At 53.1% G+C, this 19,216-nt stretch carries 18 protein-coding genes; 6 read left to right on the forward strand and 12 right to left on the reverse strand.

The features are described 5' to 3' along the window. Positions 1–12: 12 nt before the first annotated feature. The 3 genes from ACI2I2_RS18175 to ACI2I2_RS18185 form a co-directional block, all read right to left on the reverse strand. Positions 13–987 (reverse strand): DMT family transporter, encoded by a 975-nt coding sequence (locus tag ACI2I2_RS18175; RefSeq protein ID WP_404659153.1) that lies wholly within the window; start codon positions 985–987, stop codon positions 13–15. A gap of 73 nt (positions 988–1,060) precedes the next feature. Beyond that, positions 1,061–1,885 carry an AraC family ligand binding domain-containing protein gene (locus ACI2I2_RS18180; RefSeq protein WP_404659154.1) on the reverse strand — a complete coding sequence of 275 codons (825 nt, stop codon included), beginning with the start codon at positions 1,883–1,885 and terminating at the stop codon, positions 1,061–1,063. A 79-nt stretch (positions 1,886–1,964) separates the two neighbouring features. Then, entirely contained in the window at positions 1,965–2,813 is an 849-nt protein-coding gene (locus ACI2I2_RS18185; RefSeq protein WP_404659155.1) for an SDR family oxidoreductase, read from the reverse strand. Between the two features lie 90 nt (positions 2,814–2,903). Between ACI2I2_RS18185 and ACI2I2_RS18190 the strand changes: the two genes are divergently transcribed. Then, positions 2,904–3,284, forward strand: a complete 381-nt coding sequence (locus ACI2I2_RS18190) for a winged helix-turn-helix transcriptional regulator (RefSeq protein WP_404659156.1) — start codon at positions 2,904–2,906, stop codon at positions 3,282–3,284. Positions 3,285–3,339: 55 nt separating this feature from the next. Here ACI2I2_RS18190 and ACI2I2_RS18195 read toward each other — a convergent pair whose 3' ends face one another. Continuing rightward, a complete protein-coding gene (locus ACI2I2_RS18195) occupies positions 3,340–5,283 on the reverse strand; it encodes a bifunctional 2',3'-cyclic-nucleotide 2'-phosphodiesterase/3'-nucleotidase (protein WP_404659157.1) in 1,944 nt (647 codons plus the stop codon). A gap of 191 nt (positions 5,284–5,474) precedes the next feature. On the opposite strand from ACI2I2_RS18195, the gene cysQ reads away from it, so the two are divergent. Beyond that, positions 5,475–6,215, forward strand: coding sequence for a 3'(2'),5'-bisphosphate nucleotidase CysQ (gene cysQ, locus ACI2I2_RS18200; RefSeq protein ID WP_404659158.1), 741 nt, complete (start codon positions 5,475–5,477; stop codon positions 6,213–6,215). On the opposite strand, the gene ACI2I2_RS18205 is transcribed toward cysQ, so the two are convergent. Beyond that, positions 6,209–6,766 (reverse strand): YtfJ family protein, encoded by a 558-nt coding sequence (locus ACI2I2_RS18205; RefSeq protein ID WP_404659159.1) that lies wholly within the window; start codon positions 6,764–6,766, stop codon positions 6,209–6,211. The genes cysQ and ACI2I2_RS18205 overlap by 7 nt on opposite strands. Before the next feature lie 323 nt (positions 6,767–7,089). On the opposite strand from ACI2I2_RS18205, the gene ACI2I2_RS18210 reads away from it, so the two are divergent. Together ACI2I2_RS18210 and ACI2I2_RS18215 are read left to right on the forward strand one after the other, a co-directional pair. Further along, positions 7,090–7,296: a DUF1107 domain-containing protein gene (locus ACI2I2_RS18210; protein ID WP_097162707.1), complete on the forward strand. Its 207-nt coding sequence runs from the start codon at positions 7,090–7,092 to the stop codon at positions 7,294–7,296. A 183-nt stretch (positions 7,297–7,479) separates the two neighbouring features. Continuing rightward, positions 7,480–7,959: a GNAT family N-acetyltransferase gene (locus ACI2I2_RS18215; RefSeq protein WP_404659160.1), complete on the forward strand. Its 480-nt coding sequence runs from the start codon at positions 7,480–7,482 to the stop codon at positions 7,957–7,959. A 252-nt stretch (positions 7,960–8,211) separates the two neighbouring features. Here ACI2I2_RS18215 and ACI2I2_RS18220 read toward each other — a convergent pair whose 3' ends face one another. From ACI2I2_RS18220 to ACI2I2_RS18240, 5 genes are all read right to left on the reverse strand, one after another. Continuing rightward, positions 8,212–9,180 carry a carbohydrate kinase gene (locus tag ACI2I2_RS18220; protein ID WP_404659161.1) on the reverse strand — a complete coding sequence of 323 codons (969 nt, stop codon included), beginning with the start codon at positions 9,178–9,180 and terminating at the stop codon, positions 8,212–8,214. Next, positions 9,180–10,556, reverse strand: coding sequence for a NosD domain-containing protein (locus ACI2I2_RS18225; RefSeq protein WP_404659162.1), 1,377 nt, complete (start codon positions 10,554–10,556; stop codon positions 9,180–9,182). The genes ACI2I2_RS18220 and ACI2I2_RS18225 overlap by 1 nt, the downstream gene beginning before the upstream one ends. A 39-nt stretch (positions 10,557–10,595) precedes the next feature. Further along, complete coding sequence (locus tag ACI2I2_RS18230) at positions 10,596–12,281, reverse strand: glycoside hydrolase family 32 protein (RefSeq protein WP_404659163.1); 1,686 nt, start codon at positions 12,279–12,281, stop codon at positions 10,596–10,598. Next, positions 12,265–13,686, reverse strand: a complete 1,422-nt coding sequence (locus ACI2I2_RS18235; protein ID WP_404659164.1) for a glycoside-pentoside-hexuronide (GPH):cation symporter — start codon at positions 13,684–13,686, stop codon at positions 12,265–12,267. The genes ACI2I2_RS18230 and ACI2I2_RS18235 overlap by 17 nt, the downstream gene beginning before the upstream one ends. 121 nt (positions 13,687–13,807) lie before the next feature. After that, positions 13,808–14,818: a LacI family DNA-binding transcriptional regulator gene (locus ACI2I2_RS18240; protein ID WP_404659165.1), complete on the reverse strand. Its 1,011-nt coding sequence runs from the start codon at positions 14,816–14,818 to the stop codon at positions 13,808–13,810. A 609-nt stretch (positions 14,819–15,427) separates the two neighbouring features. Between ACI2I2_RS18240 and ACI2I2_RS18245 the strand changes: the two genes are divergently transcribed. Both ACI2I2_RS18245 and ACI2I2_RS18250 read left to right on the forward strand, forming a co-directional pair. After that, complete coding sequence (locus tag ACI2I2_RS18245; RefSeq protein WP_404659210.1) at positions 15,428–15,673, forward strand: ash family protein; 246 nt, start codon at positions 15,428–15,430, stop codon at positions 15,671–15,673. Continuing rightward, on the forward strand, positions 15,565–16,002 hold the full coding sequence (locus ACI2I2_RS18250; protein ID WP_404659166.1) for a hypothetical protein: 438 nt from the start codon (positions 15,565–15,567) through the stop codon (positions 16,000–16,002). The genes ACI2I2_RS18245 and ACI2I2_RS18250 overlap by 109 nt, the downstream gene beginning before the upstream one ends. A gap of 109 nt (positions 16,003–16,111) precedes the next feature. Here the strand turns inward: ACI2I2_RS18250 and ACI2I2_RS18255 are convergent, their stop codons facing one another. Both ACI2I2_RS18255 and ACI2I2_RS18260 read right to left on the reverse strand, forming a co-directional pair. Continuing rightward, positions 16,112–17,449: a hemolysin family protein gene (locus ACI2I2_RS18255; RefSeq protein WP_404659167.1), complete on the reverse strand. Its 1,338-nt coding sequence runs from the start codon at positions 17,447–17,449 to the stop codon at positions 16,112–16,114. A gap of 150 nt (positions 17,450–17,599) precedes the next feature. Then, complete coding sequence (locus ACI2I2_RS18260) at positions 17,600–19,144, reverse strand: MFS transporter (protein ID WP_404659168.1); 1,545 nt, start codon at positions 19,142–19,144, stop codon at positions 17,600–17,602. Positions 19,145–19,216 lie beyond the last annotated feature (72 nt).

Genomic DNA, 19,216 nt, shown 5'->3' on the forward strand with positions numbered 1-19,216 from the left:
GGGAATACGGCATTATTTGGCCGGATCTTGCTGGAGCGCCTGGAGCTGCGGTTTTTGTGGTTTAGCCCGAACGGCAACCACCACGCCGATAACCAACAGTGCGATGCCCGTCAATGTCAGCACCGACGGAAGGCTTTGGCGCAGCAAAAAGGTGTACAGCAATCCGGCCAGGATTTCGAAGACGATCAGCGGCCCGACGATCACTGTCGGCAGGCGTTGGCTGGCGATATTCCAGCACAGCGCCCCGACCCATGAACAAAAGACGGCAATGGCGATCATCAGTGTGATGAATACCGCCGGACGCGGCCCAAACGGCAGGGGGAAGCTTTGCCCCTGGCCGTTCAACCATAAACAAGCCAGAACATAGCCCAACAGCGATACGGGCAGTGTCACCAAAGCTTGTGCGGTCGCCCACATCATCGGATGCTTGTCAGGGTTATCTCGCAACCAGCGGGCGTTGCGCAGCGCATACCATGCCCAGCACACCACAGAGATGAGCGCCAGCCCAATCCCCGTGCTGTAGCGCCACCAACTGAAATCAGGCAGGCCATGGCTCAGTTCCGCGATGTTCACACAAACCAGCCCCGCCGCTGTGCACAACAGCGCAGGCGCCATCCGCATCCACGAGAGTTTGCCGTCATGTCGGCTGTACAGCAGGTTGGCAAAAATGGGAATAACGACCGGCAGCGTGCCGATAATCATGGTCGAGACGGGCGCGCCTGCACGTTGAATGGCACTGGCAAGGCAGACGTAATAAATCAGGTTACCCATCATCGTCAGGCCCAGCGCGGTGAACCAGTCACGTCTGGCTAGTCGCTTTAACTGCGCGCGGCCCAGCCAGGCTAAAGGCAGGGCAATTAATCCTAACGCCAGATAGCGGCCCATTGATTGCAGCACCGCCGGGTATTCTGGCACCAGCAACGGCCCAACAAAAATCAGTCCCCACATTAACCCTGCCAGCAGGGCGTACAACACACCACTCATCATTGTTCATCCCTTCTATGTTGATGGCGGCAGTGTAGGAAGCCTGGCGTGGGTGCGTATTGTATGAGGTTGCGCATTAGCGCGGGAAAACCTGCTTTTGATAGCGAACAGGCGTAATACCGTAGCGGCGAGTAAAGGCGCGGGTGAGATGCGATTGATCCGTCAGGCCCGTTGCAGCGGCCACTTCAGCCGCTGGCATACCCCGCGTCAGAAACTCTTTGGCGCGCCACAAACGAATGGCCATCAGCATTTGATGAGGCGTAACGTGATAACGAGCTTTGAACTGACGCTGGAAATGGTACGGGCTAAGTGACACCACGCTCGCGAGTTCGTCCAGCGTCATGGCATGCATATAGTTATCGTGCAGATAATCGCGAACTCGTTCAAAGCGGTGCGCGGCTTCGGCATGCAGAGGAGCATGGCGAGCGAAAGGGCGGAAGGTATCAATCAGATCTAACAGCAAACCTTTTTGCGCCAGCGGATCGTCAGTGTTCCACAGACCATATATTTGCTGGCACAACCGAGAGGAACGCTGCGCGTCGTGGCGCAAAACATCGCTGAACCACCAGTGACGAATGCCGGTGACTTCTTCCAGCAAATCAGGCTCCAGATACACCATGCGATAACGCCAACCGTCGGCGGTTTCTGCTTCACCGGTGTGCAACTCATCGGGGTTCATGGTGACGACAGAATTGACGGGCGCAACGTATTGCGTGCCGCGATAACGGAAGCGCTCAGCGCCCAGTTCAATAGCGCCAATGCCGAAGGCTTCGTGGGTATGGGGTTCGAAGGCGTAGCGTGAGATATGGGCGTGATAAAGCTCCACGCCCGGCAGGTGAGGCAGATGGCGGAAGCTCGCACTGTCTCTTTCATCGATGAACTGATCAGGAACGCCCTGCACAACACCCTCCCGTGAACTATCCCGTCATTATCGAAGATAGCCCACGGTGATGCCACAAAAATTAACCAACGGTTAACTTTTACAGCAGGGTTTTGACGCTCTCAGCCAGCGGTGTCGTCGGGCGGTTGATGAGCTTGCTCAGGGTATGACTGTCATCAAACAGGCCGCCTTTGGACGCACCAATGTCTGAATCCGCCAGCATATCTGCCAGTCCTGCTGGCAGGCCAACGCCTTTCAACGCTGCAGCAAAATCGGCTTCGCTCAGGTTCTGGTAGCTGACGGGTTTGCCGCTTTGCTTGCTGAGTTCCGCCGCCAGTTCGCTGAGCGTCCAGGCCGTGTCGCTCGCCAGTTCATACACTTTTCCGGCATGGCCGTCGGTGCTGATCACTTTCGCCGCAGCTGCTGCGTAGTCTGCGCGAGGAGCCGCAGCGATTTTGCCTTCACCTGCCGCCCCGATAAACACGCCGTGTTCGATAGCCGGTGGCGCACTGGCCAGATAGTTTTCGGTGTACCAGCCGTTACGCAGCAGCGCATAAGGAATACCGGATTCAGCCAGCATTTTCTCGGTGGCAACGTGTTCAACGTGCAGGCCAAGCGGCGATTTATCCGCATGAAGTAGGCTGGTGTAGGCGATAAATTTCACCCCAGCCGCTTTTGCCGCACGGATGGCATTGCCATGCTGTTCTGCGCGTTTGCCTACTTCGCTCCCGGAAATCAGCAGCAGTTTGTCCACGCCCTGCAAAGCAGCCTGCAATGAAGCCTGGTCGTTGTAATCGCCCTGACGAACAGTAATGCCTTTGTCACTCAACGCCTGAGCTTTCGCCGGGTTGCGAACAATCGCCACTAGCTGATTGGCAGGTACGGTGGTGAGCAGGTTTTCAATAACGAGTTGGCCAAGCTGGCCGGTAGCGCCGGTAATCGCGATCATGGGGTGACTCCTTCGTGTTTGTCTTCAGTTGTGATACGCTAACACTCAAGCTAACTTTTAGTAAGTACGTACAAAAAGGTAAGTATCAAAATGACGAATCCGACCCTGAGTGAGCAACTGCGTGATGGCAATTTGTTTGCGGAGCAGTGTCCGTCCCGCGACGTGCTTAAACATGTGACCAGCCGCTGGGGCGTGCTGATCCTCGTGGCCCTGCGTGATGGCACGCACCGTTTTAGCGATCTACGCCGGAAAATGGGCGGCGTGAGTGAGAAGATGCTCGCGCAATCATTACAGGCACTGGAGCAGGATGGCTTTGTCGACAGAGTGTCTTATCCCGTGGTGCCGCCTCATGTGGAATATAGCCTGACGCCGCTGGGTATGCAGGTGAGTGAGAAAGTGGAGGCGCTGGCGGACTGGATTGAACTGAATCTGCCGCAGGTGATGGCGAACTGGAACGAGCGCGCGGCATAAGTAGCCTGGCTGATTTTGTAGGCCGGGTAAGCGCAAGCGCCACCCGGCATTGAAATTACTTCGACAAATCAACCTGATACACCGCGAAACCAATCTCGTCGGTGCCCACTTGCTTCATCGGATACTGCGCTTTCTCTTTGATAAAGGCGGCTGCTTTTTCAGAAGGTGAGGTTTCAAAACGGATATCCAGCGGCGTGGTGGAATGGATTGGCGCCAGACGCCAGTTGTTATCCGCTGCCGGGTGAATTTCACCGTTTTTCTTCGACTCAGCACCAATCCACGCAGCCAGCACCGAACGGTTCTCATCCGGGGAAGCGAAGGCGATATGGCTGTCGCCAGTGCCCGCAAACTTCCCGCCGTAGGCGCGGTAATTGTTGGTTGCCACCAGGAAGGTCGCTTTCGGATCGATAGGTTTGCCCTCAAACGTCAGGTTTTTAATGCGCTCTGAGTTCGGATTCAGACTCTGACACTCCCCGTCATAGCGGGCAGGTTGCGTCACATCAATCTGGTACTTCACGCCATCAATCACATCGAAGTTATAGGTGCGGAAGTCGTTCCAGTTGATCAGCGACTGCGGCTTGCTGCTGGTCGGGTCAATCTGATTAAACTGCCCGGCGGAGCACTCCAGCCACTCTTTCACCTCTTTGCCGGTGATTTTCATCACCACTAGCGTATTCGGGTACAGATAAAGGTCAGCGGCGTTACGGAAGGTCAGTTGGCCTTTCTCGACTTCGGTATAGCTCGCAGGATCGTTTTTACGGCCACCTGCTTTAAAAGGCGCGGCGGCAGAAAGCACCGGCAGTTTTGCCAGATCCGGATCACCCTGAATAAAGTGTTCCACGTAGGCTTTCTGCGCCATATTGACGACCTGAACGGTAGGATCGTCCTGAACCAGCGACAAATAGCTGTACATATTGTCCGAAGATTTGCCAACCGGCTTGCTGACAAACGCGCGGGTGGCATCATGATCGGCTTTCAGCACATCAACCAGCTGGCTGTCTTCCGCGGCGAGAGATTTCTTCGCCACCGGATCGTAAATCGGGCGCGCTTCAGCTTTCGCCTGCGTCACCTGCCATTTGCCGTTGTCGTTATTAAGCACTAAATCAACCACACCAAGGTGATCGCCCCACATGCCCGGCATCACTGCTGGCACGCCATTCAGCAAGCCTTTCTCGATATCTGCGCCTTTAATGTTGGCGAAGTCTTTTGACGGGAACACGGCATGCGCGTGGCCAAACATGATAGCGTCCACGCCCGGCACCTGGCTCAGGTAGTAAACAGAGTTTTCCGCCATCGCGTGATAAGGGTCAGCCGACAAGCCTGAGTGCGCGATGACGACCACCACATCCGCGCCTTTCTCACGCATTTCCGGCACATACTTGCGTGCGGTCTCGGTGATGTCGTTGACGGTGACTTTCCCGCTGAGGTTGGCTTTATCCCAGGTCATGATTTGCGGGGGTACAAATCCGATGTAGCCAATTTTGAGCGTCTGCGTTTTTCCGTCCTGATCGGTGACCTGAGTCTCTTTAATCAGATAAGGAGTAAACATCGGCTTTTTGGTTTTAACGTCAATGATATTGGCATTAACGTACGGGAACTTCGCCCCATTGAGCGCTTTGTGCAGATACGCCAGCCCGTAGTTGAACTCGTGGTTCCCGAGGTTGCCCACCGCGTAGTCGAGGGTGTTCATCGCTTTGTAAACAGGATGCACATCTCCCATTTTTAAGCCTTTAGCGGCCATATAATCGCCGAGCGGGCTTCCCTGAATGACGTCGCCGTTATCGACCAGCACGCTGTTTTTGACTTCGCCACGTGCGGCATTGATCAGGCTGGCGGTGCGCACCAGGCCAAATTTTTCCGTCGCACTGTCTTTGTAGTAGTCAAAATCCATCATGTTGCTGTGCAGGTCAGTGGTTTCCATGACTCGCAACTCCACCGTCGCGGCCTGCACGCTGGCAGCAATCAGCGTGGCAAGGAGCGTTGCGCTAAACTTAATCATCAGAGAGGTCCTTTTATTGATCAGGGGCACAAAAGCCAAATGGGTATACATCCTGTTGCTTACAGAAGTGTGAAGGTTGCCAGAAAAAAGTGTCAGGAACCGGGCAGCGCTTCACAGATAGCGCAATTCGCTACGATGGGATATAACTAAAACAATGAGTTAACACCACTGTAATCAAACCGAGGTGGAAAATGCTGGAACAAGTATGTCAGCTTGCACGGAACGCAGGTGAGGCCATTATGCAGGTCTACGATGGCGCGAAGCCGATGGACGTGGTCAGTAAAGCCGATGATTCTCCGGTGACGGCGGCGGATATCGCTGCGCACAAAGTCATTGTCGAAGGGCTAAGCGAGCTTACGCCGGATATTCCTGTGCTGTCGGAAGAAGACCCGCCAGGTTGGGAGATTCGTCAGCACTGGCAGCGTTACTGGCTGGTGGACCCCCTGGACGGCACCAAAGAGTTCATCAAGCGTAACGGTGAATTCACCGTCAACATTGCGTTGATAGAAAAAGGAAAACCTGTGCTTGGCGTGGTGTACGCCCCGGTGATGAAAGTGATGTACAGCGCCGCGGAAGGTAAAGCGTGGAAAGAAGAGTGCGGGGTGCGCAAACAGATTCAGGTGCGTGACGCGCGCCCGCCGCTGGTGGTTATCAGCCGTTCTCACGCTGACAATGAACTGAAAGAATATCTTCAGCAGCTTGGCGAGCACCAGACCACGTCGATTGGCTCATCGCTCAAATTCTGTTTGGTGGCAGAAGGGCAGGCGCAGCTTTATCCGCGCTTCGGGCCGACCAACGTCTGGGACACCGCAGCAGGCCACGCTGTCGCCATGGCGGCCGGGGCTCATGTTCACGACTGGCAAGGTAAAACGCTCGATTATACCCCGCGTGAATCTTTCCTGAACCCCGGCTTCAGAGTCTCGCTCTACTGACCGAGCAGCTTATGCAGCAGGGCAATCACCTGCTGCACTTCTTCCTGTGTCAGTGCGCCATCTTTCGCCCACTCGACGCGACCACTTTTATCCAGTACCACAATCGCCGAGCTTTCTTCATCCAGCTGCCACGCTTTTCGCGCCAGGCCGTTGCTGTCGACAATAAACTGCGACCACGGGTAGAGCTTTTTATTGCTCTCAATGCTGCTGCGCACAAACATTCCGGACCCCGGAATCGCATCATCGGTGTTGACGATGGTGGTGGTCTGGTACTTGTCATGTGGGAATTTTGCGGCCTTGATTGCTTCAATCAGCGTTGCGTTTTTCTCTTTGGCAGAGGTACGCCCGGCAATATGTTGTACAACTCTCACTTTGCCAGGCAGCTGCGAGCTATTCCAGTTTTTATAGCTAAACTCATCATTATCAAGAACGAGTTCGCCACGGTCGGCGATGCCCACAGGCGACACGCGTTGACCGTTTTCAAAATTATGTGCAGAGGCCATCAGTGGCATTAACAGGCATGAAATCGCCATCAGCTTACGTAGAGTCATGGTGTTTCCTTATTTTATGCAGGTGATCCGACCACTTAGGTGTCAGCTTTAATCATAAGTGCGAATGATGATGTTTTCCCGCAAGCGCAATGCCAGTTTGCGGGTGAACGCACATAACCGTGAGAAAATGAAGGTTTATACTGCCTTCATCGTCGTTCTGAAAAGATAATTCTTAATTATTGTCATCAAACGGTAAATATACTTATACAGACTGGGTCCCCCGGTCGATATGGACTATAGTTTTAGTGCATTAATTTTGCGCCCCCTGGAACGCGGAGCTGATTGTGGCACCGTCTGGGCGTAAGACTCAGCAGGAGACAAAAATGAAAATTTTCCAAAAGTACAACCCGCTTCAAGTGGCGAAGTACGTTAAGATCCTGTTTCGTGGACGGTTGTACATCAAGGACGTGGGCGCTTTTGAATTTGATAAGGGCAAAATTCTTATCCCAAAAGTGAAGGACAAGCAGCACCTTTCGGTGATGTCCGAGATCAACCGTCAGGTTACGCGTCTGCAAACAGAGATGGCGTAATCACCCAACGTGCTATGCAGTAAGCAGTAAAAAAAACGGCTCCCCAAAATGGGAGCCGTTAGTGTTTCTGGCGTGCAGCGAGTGAGTTGTACGAAGAACGGTGTCATAAGAAACCTTTATTGGACAAAGCAACAACCCACTGTTTGTATGTTACTAATATGTAACAAATAAATGGGTCATCTGATGTTCACAATCAAAACCGACGATCTCTCTCATCCTGCCGTTCAGGCGCTAGTGGCCTACCATCTTTCCGGCATGCTGGAGCAATCCCCACCCGAAAGCAGCCATGCTTTGGATGTGCAAAACCTGCGCGATCCGGCGGTAACCTTTTGGTCAGTGTGGGAAGGCGAGCAGCTTGCAGGAATGGGAGCGCTGAAACTGCTTGATGAAAAACATGGCGAGCTGAAATCAATGCGCACCGCGCCCGATTTTTTGCGGCGTGGAGTTGCGAATCTGATTGTGCAGCATATCCTGCAAACCGCGCATGCCCGCTCCCTGCAACGCCTGAGTTTAGAAACAGGAACACAGCCAGGCTTTGCCGCCTGCCATCAACTCTACCGCAAGCACGGTTTCGTTGACTGCGAGCCGTTTGCTGACTACCAGCCCGATCCAAACAGCCGTTTTATGACTTTAGTTTTGCGTGGTGAAAATGAAGGATTGTGATGTGATTGGTGTTTAACGAAAGGGCGCTGGGTTTCTCTGATCGGAATCTGGGGGCGGTTTTGTGGCAGGAGCGGAAGTTGGTGCTTATCAGCAAGTTTAAGAGGTGACTGACGAAGTCGTGGCGACTCAATATTCCTGCATGGACGTTCTTCAGGCTATAGCCTAACAGGATCAATAACCACCTCTCCAGGAGGTGGTTTCAGGGGGGCTATTGTCACCTTCCGCTTACGACTTAGCAATTCCATTTGCGTTTCAGCGTTTGTGCTTTTCCAGCCAGTCATCCACGGCCTGAGCAAGCGGGATGGCATCAATTGCGCCAAATTTGGTGCAGGTCAGCGCACCGCAGATATTGGCCCAGCGCACGGCCTCCAGGCACTCCTGCCAGTCGTCTAACGTACAGCCGGATTGCACAATTTGCGCTAACAGTGCGCCGATAAACGCATCGCCTGCGCCGGTCGAATCGATCGCATCCACCGGCACCGAGGGGATCAGTTCCTGCATCCCGTCGCGATGGCTGACCCACGTTCCCCGACGACCGCAGGTGACGGCGACCAAGCTGACTCCCGCGTCGTGTAACCGACGGCATCCTTCGGTGCTGGTCTTCGCGCCGGTAATGAAGCTCAGTTCCTCTTCACTGACTTTGACGATATCTGCCTGCAGGAACCACGGCGTGCAACGGGCGATAAATTCTTGTGGATCCTGTCCCCACAAGCCGTCGCGATAGTTGGGATCAAATGCGATCAACAGCCCACGCCGTTTTGCTTCATGCAGCAGGCGCTGATAGGTGACGTACAGCTCGCCGTCCAGCAGTCCCGTGGCGGCACCAAAATGAACGATGCCGACATCCTCCAGAAAATCAGCGGGAATATCCTGCCAGCAAAGCTCGCCATCGGCGCCACGGCAGAAGGTGAAATCACGCTCACCGTCGTCTTGCAAACCGACAAACGCCAGCGTGGTGGGCGTCGCGCAACGCGTCACGCCCGCGCACTCGATGCCCTCGGCTTCGAGCGTATGAAGCAGAAATTCGCCGAAAGGATCATGCCCGACCTTCGACGCAAGCCTTGCGCGGCCGCCGCTGCGAGTGATGGCTGCCGCCACGTTGGCCGGAGCGCCTCCGGCTTTTTTCAGGAAGCGGGCCCCGTGTTTCAGGCCCAGCCCAATGTCGGTGCAGACAAAATCAATTAACAGTTCGCCAATGCAGGCGATGTGATGACCCTGCATTAGCGCTGTCCCTCCACCGCTCCGCCGGGCGTGGGCGTCGCTCTGAAGGCGTTTACGGACTTATCGAGAATCACCTGGTCGTCGGTACCGGAATCCAGCACCGTATTTTGCTGCGAGGCCGCTTCCACCTGTACAGCGGTTACAATTAACGTTTCAAGATCCTGGGTCGACAACAGCGCACTGACCTGGGTGGAGAAACAGGCGCTAGCGTCAGCCGTTACCTGTCCATCAGACGTTTCGGTGGTCGCCACAATATGGTTATTCGAAATCGTATTCCCTTTGCCGGAAACGATCCTGATAATCACCGGGGTTGCGCCAGGCGGTGTAATATATTGTGTGTCAATGGTCTCGGAAATATGGTTGGCAACGAGGGTGTTATTATCGCCGCTGATATAGATTAAACCATATAAATCATTCAGACCATTATTGTAGGCCTGCATTGGCGCCCAGGGCTCACGCTCGCGGAATAAGTGGTTGGATGACACCAGGTTCTCCGCGCTGCCGTTATCCAGAATCAACATGCCCGGGTAAAACGCATGGAACCGATTGCTGCTGATCGAGGAACGTACCACGTTCGAGAAATGAACGATACTTTTTCCGCGTGGGAAAATATTATTGGCGGTAATTAACAGGCCACCGAAGTTTTCAGCGTAGATTGAATAACCCCGGTAGCCCGCGCCGATCAGGTTATCGGTTATTTTGGATGCCTGGCCGGACTCGCGTAACTCAATACAGTTACCGCATTCAGCGATAAAGTTGTTATGGATAGCCAGGGCATCCGCATTATAAATCGTTACGCCGTGCTCAAGGTAGACCAGCCCCATCCCGCTGATGCGGAATGAGTCTTGCGCGCTGGCAATGTAAATCCCCGTCTTACCGTTGAGGTAGGTGTTCTCCGGGTCATCGCTGCCAGAACCATCGTCGACAAAGTGCATACCGTCAATGCAGAAGTCAGCAAACTCGACCGAACTGATGCGCGGGTCGCCGCTGCGTGCGATATAGAATGCCGCCCCGGCGGATTCTGGCGCGCCTACTTCTGGTGACATATCGACCAGAATACGACTGCCTCCCGGCCACAATTCGTGCCAGTTCGGCCAGTCACTCTCTGGCGTATTAAAGCGAATACTGGATGACGTAAAGCCGTGACCGGAGCCCATAATTTTCAGATAGCTAATATCAATGACCACTTGAGTGAGAAGATGATAATCGCCAGGCGGAATATAAATAACCGCTCCGGGTTTACCCCCTTCATTCACATCGGTATTGGTTTGTCGGCTTTTAATATCAGCGATAATGCTATTAATGACGACACCAATGTCATTATAGGGATTACCTGTGCCCCACTCCGTGACATCGTAATAATTATTACTCGGCATGTTTTTAATCCTTCTGTGGCATTAAATTTAAAAGAGGTATTACTTTTTATAAGCAGCACGATAGTGGGTGATCATTGCCGGGGCGCCGGTGAGCTTGATTTGGGTCAGTGCGCTGCATGAATAATAACGTCGCGTACCGCAGACGCTACCGTCGTTAGCAAAGACTTCAACGATCCCGGTATCGAAGCACAGCGTGACATCTTGCACGCTCGCCAATGGCACATGGTAACGCCCGTCATCCTGACCTTTTTCCCGCAGCGTCAGCACCTTGTCGTCATAATCCAGAACAATTTGCTGACCACTGTCGCCACTCAACGTCAGACAAAAATCGGCTGACGGCCGAAACGCGATGACGCAGGCCTTACTGCCCTCCGCGCTCGACCAAAGCACACTCTCAGCCACGTTCTCCTCGCTGTTCACCAGCGACGCTGGCGGTAAGATGGGGGTCATGCAGAGCTGTTGCTGGGCATTGAGGTGGAAGCGGCGCGGTAAAGACATTTCACCACACCAGGCGGAGTCGACGCTTTTTGGCGTGCCCCAGTTGTATAGCCAGGCAAAACCGGTGCGCGCATCGTCCTCACCCCAGGTTTGCAGGGCGTAAAAATCGGTACCGAAATCGAGCATCTGCAGCGGCTGTGCCGACGGAGTGAAGTTACCGTTACGGAAATCCCCGGTTTGCGCGAACAGAAGGTTATGGCGGCCGGTTACGGGCTCGGTATAACCCACAACGCCAATGATTAACACCCACACGCCGTCGAGGCAGAAAAAGTCCGGGCATTCGACGCAGCGGCCGCCGTTTTCACGAAAGTATTTGGGGGCCGTGTACAACACGTGATGGAATGTCCAGCGCTCGCTGTCTTCGGAGTGAAACAGCAGCATAGCCGGGTCGCCGTGGACGGCGGCACCGAGGATCATGTAGAAGGTCGCATCCGCCTCCTCATACCAGACTTTTGGATCGCGAAAATCACAGCCCACGCCGGGCGGCAGCTCCGTTAAGACCGTTTTCACTGATTCGGGCTTATCGTAACCCGGCAGTGGCACCGCCATTTTCTGAATCTCACGATAGCCGCGATAGAGATCGTAAGCGGGCAGCCGTTCGGTATACCAGAAGCGGGTTTGCCCCTGCGCATCGGTAAACGCGCTGCCGGAAAAGGCCCCCCCCGTTGCGCCCAGTGCCACCAGATTTTGCTCAGGTTGTAAAAAGACCGGATAGTGTCGCCAGTGATAAAGGTCTTTGCTCACCGCGTGATTCCAGTGCATCGGGCCCCATTCGGTGCTGTGCGGGTGGTACTGGTAAAACATATGCCACTCGTCACCTTGGCGATGCAGGCCATTCGGATCGTTCATCCAGCCGGTGCACGGAGAGAAATGCAGCGCCGGGCGTAATGGATCCTGCAAATAGACGTTGGCAACGTCCTGCGCACTCAATAACCGAAGTGCATTGCCTTCGGTGGCGATAAAACTGACGCCGTGTTCGGGCAGCGTATCCGGGTGCCAGGTGTAGCACAGTGAGATGTCGCTATGCTCCGCCAGCCAGTCCAGACAGGCGATACCGTCATGCCACGCAGTCCAGCTAAAATAGTGGTAGTAGCGCGGGGCGGTGGTGATTTTAAATGCCACCTCATTTCTAATGCGGACGGAAAACAGCGGTTGGTTGGCTGGCTTCGTTTCTCTTAGCCATACATCAATCCGCTGGCCTTGCTTAACGTTAAACGACAGGGACATCTTTATACTCCTGAGTCTGGTCAGCGCCGGTTTGCAGCTCGCGCTTGGCGAGGTCGACTTTGATGGTTTCGAGCAGGGTATTGTTCAGTTTGAAGTAGCGCACTATCCAGGCGCTGATGAAATAGCTCACCATCGGTAATAATGAGAACATGATGATAATGCCTTGCAGGGTCTGTTCATTTTGTTGCGGTTTATTGGCGATATAACCGGTATAGGCCAGGATCCAGGCAACAATCGCCCCGGCGACCGCTAATCCCATTTTCAGCATGAACAGGTTTCCCGCAAACGAAATACCGGTCAGGCGTTTGCCGAATTTCCAGTCCCCATAATCATCGACGTCCGACATCATCGCCCATAAAATAGGGCCGGACTGAATCAGATGCAGAATATTAATCACGATAAACAGAGCCAGCAGCGGTGTCAGCGAATGCGGATCGACAAACCACAGGGCGAAAGAAAGAATACCAAGAATGATATTAATAATGCGGAATAGCTTAATTTTATCAAAGCGGTCGGTCAGTGGTTTAGCAATAACACTACCCAACATATTACAGGCCACACCGAGCGCCATAAAGAAGGTGATAAATCCAATCGAGGCTTGCATCACGTAAGTAGCATAATAGATAGTTACAGCTCCGCGAATAAAGGCAGGAAAAACGTTCAGGAAGGTAATTGTAATCATCAACAACCATTGATCGTTTTTAATAATATCTTTCAGATCCTTCCGCAAGCTGTCATTGGCTTTAATCGACACCACCCGCTCTTTAATACTGGAGAAGCAGAACAGGAACATTAAGGTCGCCGCACCGCCCATGATCATCATCGTCATCTGGAAACCGGATGCCCGGTTGCCGTGACCCAGCCAGTCGGTTAACGGCAGAATAGAGGAGGAGACGATAAGTGTCGCGAGGCCATTGAGGAAGAAGCGCCACGACAGACAGCCCAAACGTTCTTTCTGGTTGAGCGTAATGACGCCTGCAACTGAGCAATAAGGGATATTGATGGCGGTATAAATCAGGGACATCACCAGATAAGTAACCCAGGCATAAATAATTTTTCCATTCATGCTCAGGTCAGGCGTGGTGAACATCAATACTGCGCCGAGGCCAAACGGCACGGCCATCCACAGCAGCCAGGGGCGGAACTTACCCCAGCGCGTTCGGGTGCGGTCGCAAATTGCGCCCATCACCGGATCGCTGAAGGCGTCAAAAATGCGGATCACCAGGAACAGGGTGCCCACGATCCCGGCATCGAGACCATACACATCGGTATAAAACCAGGTCAGATAGAGTGCCAGTACGCTCCAGATCATGCAGGAGCCGGCGTCACCCATACCGTAGCCGACTTTTTCTTTCAGGCTTAATCTTTCATAAGCACTGCGTTTTTCTGCGGCGATAGCAGACATAAATATCCCTCAATATTGTTCTGTCATAAATACAAAGCAGGGGGGATCACAACCCATGCCGTCGTAAAAACAGGGAGTATTCACTCTCTTTCAATTTTCATGCCATTCAAAAATGCAACGCTTACAGTACAGTAATATTAAGATTGATACTGCTCTCTCGTATAATCAGGCGAGAAACGATCTCATACATTTCAATACTTTCCTGCTTATTTTTATTACTGACCATCTGGAATGCCAGATGTGCAATTTCGCTGATCGGTTGCGCGACGCTGGTGATTTTCTTGGTTTGCGCCAATAGCGTATTATCGAAGCTGACAATGGCAATATCCTTTGGAACGGAGAGGCCCTTATTGTTTAACCCGTCAATAATATAATTGGCGGCGACGTCGTTATAGACCATCAGGCCGGTGCATACCGTTTCCCGGCTGGCTAATTTTTCGATAATCTCATCGAGAATACTGATATGCCCCGATATTTTTTCACCTTCACCTTTCGCTATCCAGAATTTATTCTGCGGGTCAATGTTTAATCCCTGACCGGTGATTTTTTTACTCCAGGCGGACACTTTGCGATTGTCCACGCCCTCTTGTGCAATAAAACCCAACGCCGTGTGCCCGGTTTGGATAAAATGCTCGGCAATGGTTTCCGCACCTTTACTCTGATTAATGGAAACCGAGTTAAAAAAGCGGGAAACCTGCGTGACCACCGCTACCGGGATCTGGGTCGCCGCCAGCCACTCCGCCAGTTCCGCCTCCGCTTCCGTGGGCACCCACAACAGACTGTCAATACCCATCCCGATCAACGTGTGAATGATCTGTTTATCCTGCTGCGGTTGGTTCTGGTGCGTTTTGACGATCACCGTCTTGCCGATGTAGCGGGCTTCTTCCTCAAAGGTGGCCAGCAGTTCGCAAAAGTGCGGATTGACCAGGTTCGGTAGCACAACGGCTATCAGGCCGGAGCGTTTGCCGCTCAACTGAAACGCACTTTTGCTCGGCACGTAGCACAGAAAATCCATCGCATCACGTACTGCCTGACGTGTTTCAGGCACCACGCTCGGATGGTTGTTCAGCACCCGCGAAACCGTAGCCGTCGATACACCTGCTTTTTTTGCGACATCTTTGATGGAAGCCATGTAATGAAATGCACCCTCTAAACCATGGAGTCACTATAAAGTGTGATAGAGGTCTAAAATGTAAGCCAGTTCACATGTTGTTGCGTTACATGAAACCGGGTTCATGCTCTCACTTTCATCGGTGCCAGGACGCAAAAAGGCCAGTCACTTGCATGACTGACCTTTAACATTCAGGGTCAAGAGCGGACATGACTAACGTGCTATCTGCATCAACCAGTTGGGAGCAGGCCCCTGTGACCTGCTCCCCGTTGATTCATACAGAATACTGTTGGCAATGTCAGCTGTTCGCTCAGAGCGGACATTGGACATAGGGTTTTGTGAGAACTCCCATCCCCTCCATTCCCAATCACCCAATGTTATCCGGCCAATAAACTAACCTAATGATTATCCATAACCAATTGATTTAAATGATGTAACCAGCAAGAGGAAATTACATCTCACAATGGGATCTTCCTTCCAGTAATGTCCCTTGTTGGGGTTGGGTTATCGCAGTATTCTCCCTTCGCACCTGAAAAATCAGATGTCGGGATTAGCCTCCTGTTTTACACTTACTGGCGACATATGACGCGCTTAGCGTCTTTTTCATGTCGCTTGCACGGTTATACCGCAATGGTGGGCCGGGCGGGGGCGTCGCAAGACGCGCCGGTGTCCAGTAAGGCCGGTAAGGCTAACTCCGCTCGACCTGCCACCCGGACGATTAGCCTCTTCTGTGGTGGTTCAAATCATCACTTACCGGAGGCTGTTTTATGGCCACGATTATTAGTACTGACTGCGACGTCCTTACCCTCCCGTTTAGCGCCGCAACAGATTTCACCGATCTCGCCGAATATTGCGATCGCTTTGCTGAAACTCTGATTGAGTGTGATGAGACTACGCAAAAACTGGCGCTGTTAGGCCGCATGGGTGCCTGTCTGGCAGTCCTGCGTCCGACGCTCGACGAGCCCATTCCACCGCACCTGATTGAGCGTTTCACCGTGGATACGCTCCCTGCGGCCTCCCAATTTTTTGAACCGGATGCCGAAGCGCTGTGCGACTACTGCCAGTCGCTGGTTCAGGTGTTGTGCCAGCAGTCTTTGCTGCCCGAAACTGAAAAATCGTTGAAGGGATTGCTGTGTGAACTGGTCTGGATGTTCGCTGGGGAGTTAAAAGCCCCTCGTTGGGATCGTTCACCCACGGCCCATTGAGTTGCGGTATCGCGGAGTCAAAAAGAAAACGCTCCAGTTTGGCGCTGGAGCGTTAGTAAAGCGGGTAGGGAATCAGACACCCTCTGATAGCTGAGGGTGTCTTGTGCTTTTATGCCACGTTCTGTTCTTCGGCATCAGGCAGTTTCGGGGCCAGCAGCGTCGGTTTGCTGTCGATACGCGTCACCAGCAGCTGATCGATGCGGTAGTTGTCGATATCCACCACCTCGAATTTGTAGCCCGAGAACTTCACGAAGTCGGTGCGTTTTGGGATCTTACGCAGCATAAACATCATAAAGCCGCCGATGGTTTCGTAGTTGCCGGACTGCGGGAACTCGTCGATATCCAGCACACGCATCACGTCATCGATTGGCGTGCCGCCGTCGATAAGCCACGAGTTCTCGTCACGGGCGACAATCTGCTCTTCCAGGCCCTGGCCGACCAGGTCGCCCATCAGGGTGGTCATCACGTCGTTGAGGGTGATGATACCCACCACCAACGCGTATTCGTTCATGATGACCGCGAAGTCTTCACCCGCCGTTTTGAAACTTTCCAGCGCTTCTGAAAGCGTCAGGGTGTCCGGCACAATCAGCGTATTGCGAATTTGCACGCCGCTGGTCAGCAGCAGGCTTTGGTTCGCCAGCACGCGATTCAGCAGGTCTTTAGAATCGACATACCCGATGATGTGGTCGATATCCTCTTTACACACCAGGAACTTGGAGTGCGGATGCTCGGCGACTTTGCTTTTCAGGCTCTGTTCGTCTTCGTTGATATCGAACCAGATAACATTTTCACGCGAGGTCATTGAGGACGGAACGGTACGCGATTCCAGTTCAAACACGTTCTCGATAAGTTCGTGTTCCTGCTTACGCAGCACGCCCGCCAGCGCACCGGCTTCCACGACAGCGTAGATATCGTCAGACGTGATGTCGTCTTTACGTACCATCGGCAGTTTGAACAGGCGGAAAATCATGTTGGCCATGCCGTTGAAGAACCACACCAGGGGGCGGAAGACGGCAAGACAGAAGCGCATCGGGTTGATGATGCGTAAAGCCACGGCTTCAGGCGCGATCATACCGATGCGTTTCGGCGTCAGGTCCGCAATCAGGATAAACAAGCTGGTGACGACGACAAATGACAGGATGAAGCTGATTTGTTCGGCCAGTTCGGCAGACATGTAGTTGATGAAGACGCTGTGGAAGGCCGGTGAAAACGCGGCGTCACCGACAATACCGCCAAGAATGGCGACGGCGTTAAGCCCAATTTGCACCACGGTAAAGAACATACCGGGGTTTTCTTGCATTTTCAGAACACGTTGTGCATTAACGTTGCCCTCATCGGCGAGTAGCTTCAGTTTGATCTTGCGGGAAGCTGCAAGCGAAATCTCGGAAATCGAGAAAAACGCACTGACGCCGATGAGGCAGAGTATGATTAATATACTGTTTAACATAGTTTTTCTGGCGGTTCACGCCAGGACCTCGGAAGGGTAGTTGATGATGATTTTGAGTGTGGAATTACACTTAAAAAAACCGGTCCGAAGGTTCTGGACCGGTAATATCGGGGATCAGTATAGCGTAAGGGACTGTAAATTCGCCAGAGGTTAACTTCCAGGCACTAACGCGGCCGCTTTTTTGTTGGTTTCCGGGCTGGCATCCCACACCTCATTCCAGGCGCGTCCTGTCAGTTCTTTGATCACCACGCGGGTCTCATCATCGCAGTCCTCAGCGTTGCCCCCGAGTTTGCGGCGGGCGATTTCTTTAATGAGAATTTTGTGATTCTTTTGGGTCAGCTTGAACTTGAAGGTTAACCAGAAGCTGATCGCCAGCAGTGCAGCAGTGGCGAAAATCATCAGGCCAATGATCGCGTGCAGAGCGCTAACAGGCTGCGAACCGCCGCCTTTCACAAATCCACTCTCTTGCAACACGATACCGATGAGCATGATCGCCAGCGCAACCGTGCTCTTACGGGTCAGCACCATCACGCCCGCGAAAATGCCTTCCCGGCGCTGACGAGTGACCATTTCATCCACGTCCGGGATGAAGCTGTAGATGTTCCACGGAATGTAATACAGGCCGGCACGCGCCGCCCCCAATACCACAAAGACCGCAGAGAACAGCAGTGTCGGCACCACGATATTATTGATGTACACCACGAACAGAAATGCCAGCACTGCAAAGATGCAGCTGTAGGAAAGGCGCAGTGCGCCGGAAGGCGTCATGTTCAGTTTGTTCATCAGCATCATAAAACCGAAAGTGCCAGGAATAGAGACAAAGGCGGCAATGCTCAGCAAGCCTGATACTGCGGCAGCATCGCGCCCCAGCCCGTACACCACAAAATAGGTGAAGACAGAGCCGAAGACATCCATCGCCGTAAATGAGCAGATGTAGATAATAATGTGCTGGCGAAAGGCTCTGATTTTAAAGGCAGAGAACAGGTCCAGAACCAGATATTTGAGGTGATTCAACAAGCCTGGCTGACGGTGATTATCGGGCGTAAATTCATACTCTTCCCGAACATCTTTGGCTTCCCAGGTGCAGGCCCAGGTGGTCAGCACCGCGAAGAAGTAAATAACGGCAAAGACACCGCCCGTCAGGGTATAGGTTAACGAGTTATCCTTGCCCGTGAACTGCATAATAATGCCGGGCACAGAGACCGCCAGAAAACCGCCAAGTGCAGAACACATCATACGCACACCGGCCAGGCGGGTACGTTCGCTGAAGCGGTTGGTCATTTCTGCCGCCAGCGTTTCCCACGGCACGAGTACCATCGCGGAAAGCAGTTCGATGGAGAGGTAAGTGCCGAGGTAATACCAGTAATTCATGTCTGTTATCCAGACGAGCGCGTACAGGAACATCAGCGGTGCGCTGATCAGCAGGAAGAAACGGCGGCGACCAAACTTGCGGCCAAGCCAGGTATTACCGAAGTTATCCGTGACGTAGCCCATGATTGGGCTCAGCAGCGCATCGATAACTCTCGCAATCGCGAAAATTGAGCCTGCTTCAAGGACAGACAGGCCGCAGTAGGTGGTATAGAAAAAGAGTAACCAGGTGCCGATAACGGCAAAAGCCCCTCCGCCAAAAAGGTCGGTCACGCCGTAGCCTATCGCTACGCCGTAACCCACTTTGCGTTCGGTTGGTTTTGTCATTTTATTATTCTCATGCTGGTAGTGATTAAGGTTGGCGTACCGCAGTACGCCCCATCGGAATACAGCAAAAGG

The organism is Scandinavium sp. NPDC088450 (assembly GCF_044900545.1).
Lineage (GTDB): Bacteria > Pseudomonadota > Gammaproteobacteria > Enterobacterales > Enterobacteriaceae > Scandinavium.

What these genes read in the sequence shown, in the direction of transcription:
- ACI2I2_RS18175 (WP_404659153.1), bottom strand. Translation starts at nt 987, where the DNA reads ATGATGAGTGGTGTGTTGTACGCCCTGCTGGCAGGGTTAATGTGGGGA.
- ACI2I2_RS18185 (WP_404659155.1), bottom strand. Translation starts at nt 2,813, where the DNA reads ATGATCGCGATTACCGGCGCTACCGGCCAGCTTGGCCAACTCGTTATT.
- ACI2I2_RS18190 (WP_404659156.1), top strand. Translation starts at nt 2,904, where the DNA reads ATGACGAATCCGACCCTGAGTGAGCAACTGCGTGATGGCAATTTGTTT.
- ACI2I2_RS18195 (WP_404659157.1), bottom strand. Translation starts at nt 5,283, where the DNA reads ATGATTAAGTTTAGCGCAACGCTCCTTGCCACGCTGATTGCTGCCAGC.
- cysQ (WP_404659158.1), top strand. Translation starts at nt 5,475, where the DNA reads ATGCTGGAACAAGTATGTCAGCTTGCACGGAACGCAGGTGAGGCCATT.
- ACI2I2_RS18205 (WP_404659159.1), bottom strand. Translation starts at nt 6,766, where the DNA reads ATGACTCTACGTAAGCTGATGGCGATTTCATGCCTGTTAATGCCACTG.
- ACI2I2_RS18210 (WP_097162707.1), top strand. Translation starts at nt 7,090, where the DNA reads ATGAAAATTTTCCAAAAGTACAACCCGCTTCAAGTGGCGAAGTACGTT.
- ACI2I2_RS18215 (WP_404659160.1), top strand. Translation starts at nt 7,480, where the DNA reads ATGTTCACAATCAAAACCGACGATCTCTCTCATCCTGCCGTTCAGGCG.
- ACI2I2_RS18220 (WP_404659161.1), bottom strand. Translation starts at nt 9,180, where the DNA reads ATGCAGGGTCATCACATCGCCTGCATTGGCGAACTGTTAATTGATTTT.
- ACI2I2_RS18225 (WP_404659162.1), bottom strand. Translation starts at nt 10,556, where the DNA reads ATGCCGAGTAATAATTATTACGATGTCACGGAGTGGGGCACAGGTAAT.
- ACI2I2_RS18230 (WP_404659163.1), bottom strand. Translation starts at nt 12,281, where the DNA reads ATGTCCCTGTCGTTTAACGTTAAGCAAGGCCAGCGGATTGATGTATGG.
- ACI2I2_RS18235 (WP_404659164.1), bottom strand. Translation starts at nt 13,686, where the DNA reads ATGTCTGCTATCGCCGCAGAAAAACGCAGTGCTTATGAAAGATTAAGC.
- ACI2I2_RS18240 (WP_404659165.1), bottom strand. Translation starts at nt 14,818, where the DNA reads ATGGCTTCCATCAAAGATGTCGCAAAAAAAGCAGGTGTATCGACGGCT.
- ACI2I2_RS18245 (WP_404659210.1), top strand. Translation starts at nt 15,428, where the DNA reads ATGGTGGGCCGGGCGGGGGCGTCGCAAGACGCGCCGGTGTCCAGTAAG.
- ACI2I2_RS18250 (WP_404659166.1), top strand. Translation starts at nt 15,565, where the DNA reads ATGGCCACGATTATTAGTACTGACTGCGACGTCCTTACCCTCCCGTTT.
- ACI2I2_RS18255 (WP_404659167.1), bottom strand. Translation starts at nt 17,449, where the DNA reads ATGTTAAACAGTATATTAATCATACTCTGCCTCATCGGCGTCAGTGCG.
- ACI2I2_RS18260 (WP_404659168.1), bottom strand. Translation starts at nt 19,144, where the DNA reads ATGACAAAACCAACCGAACGCAAAGTGGGTTACGGCGTAGCGATAGGC.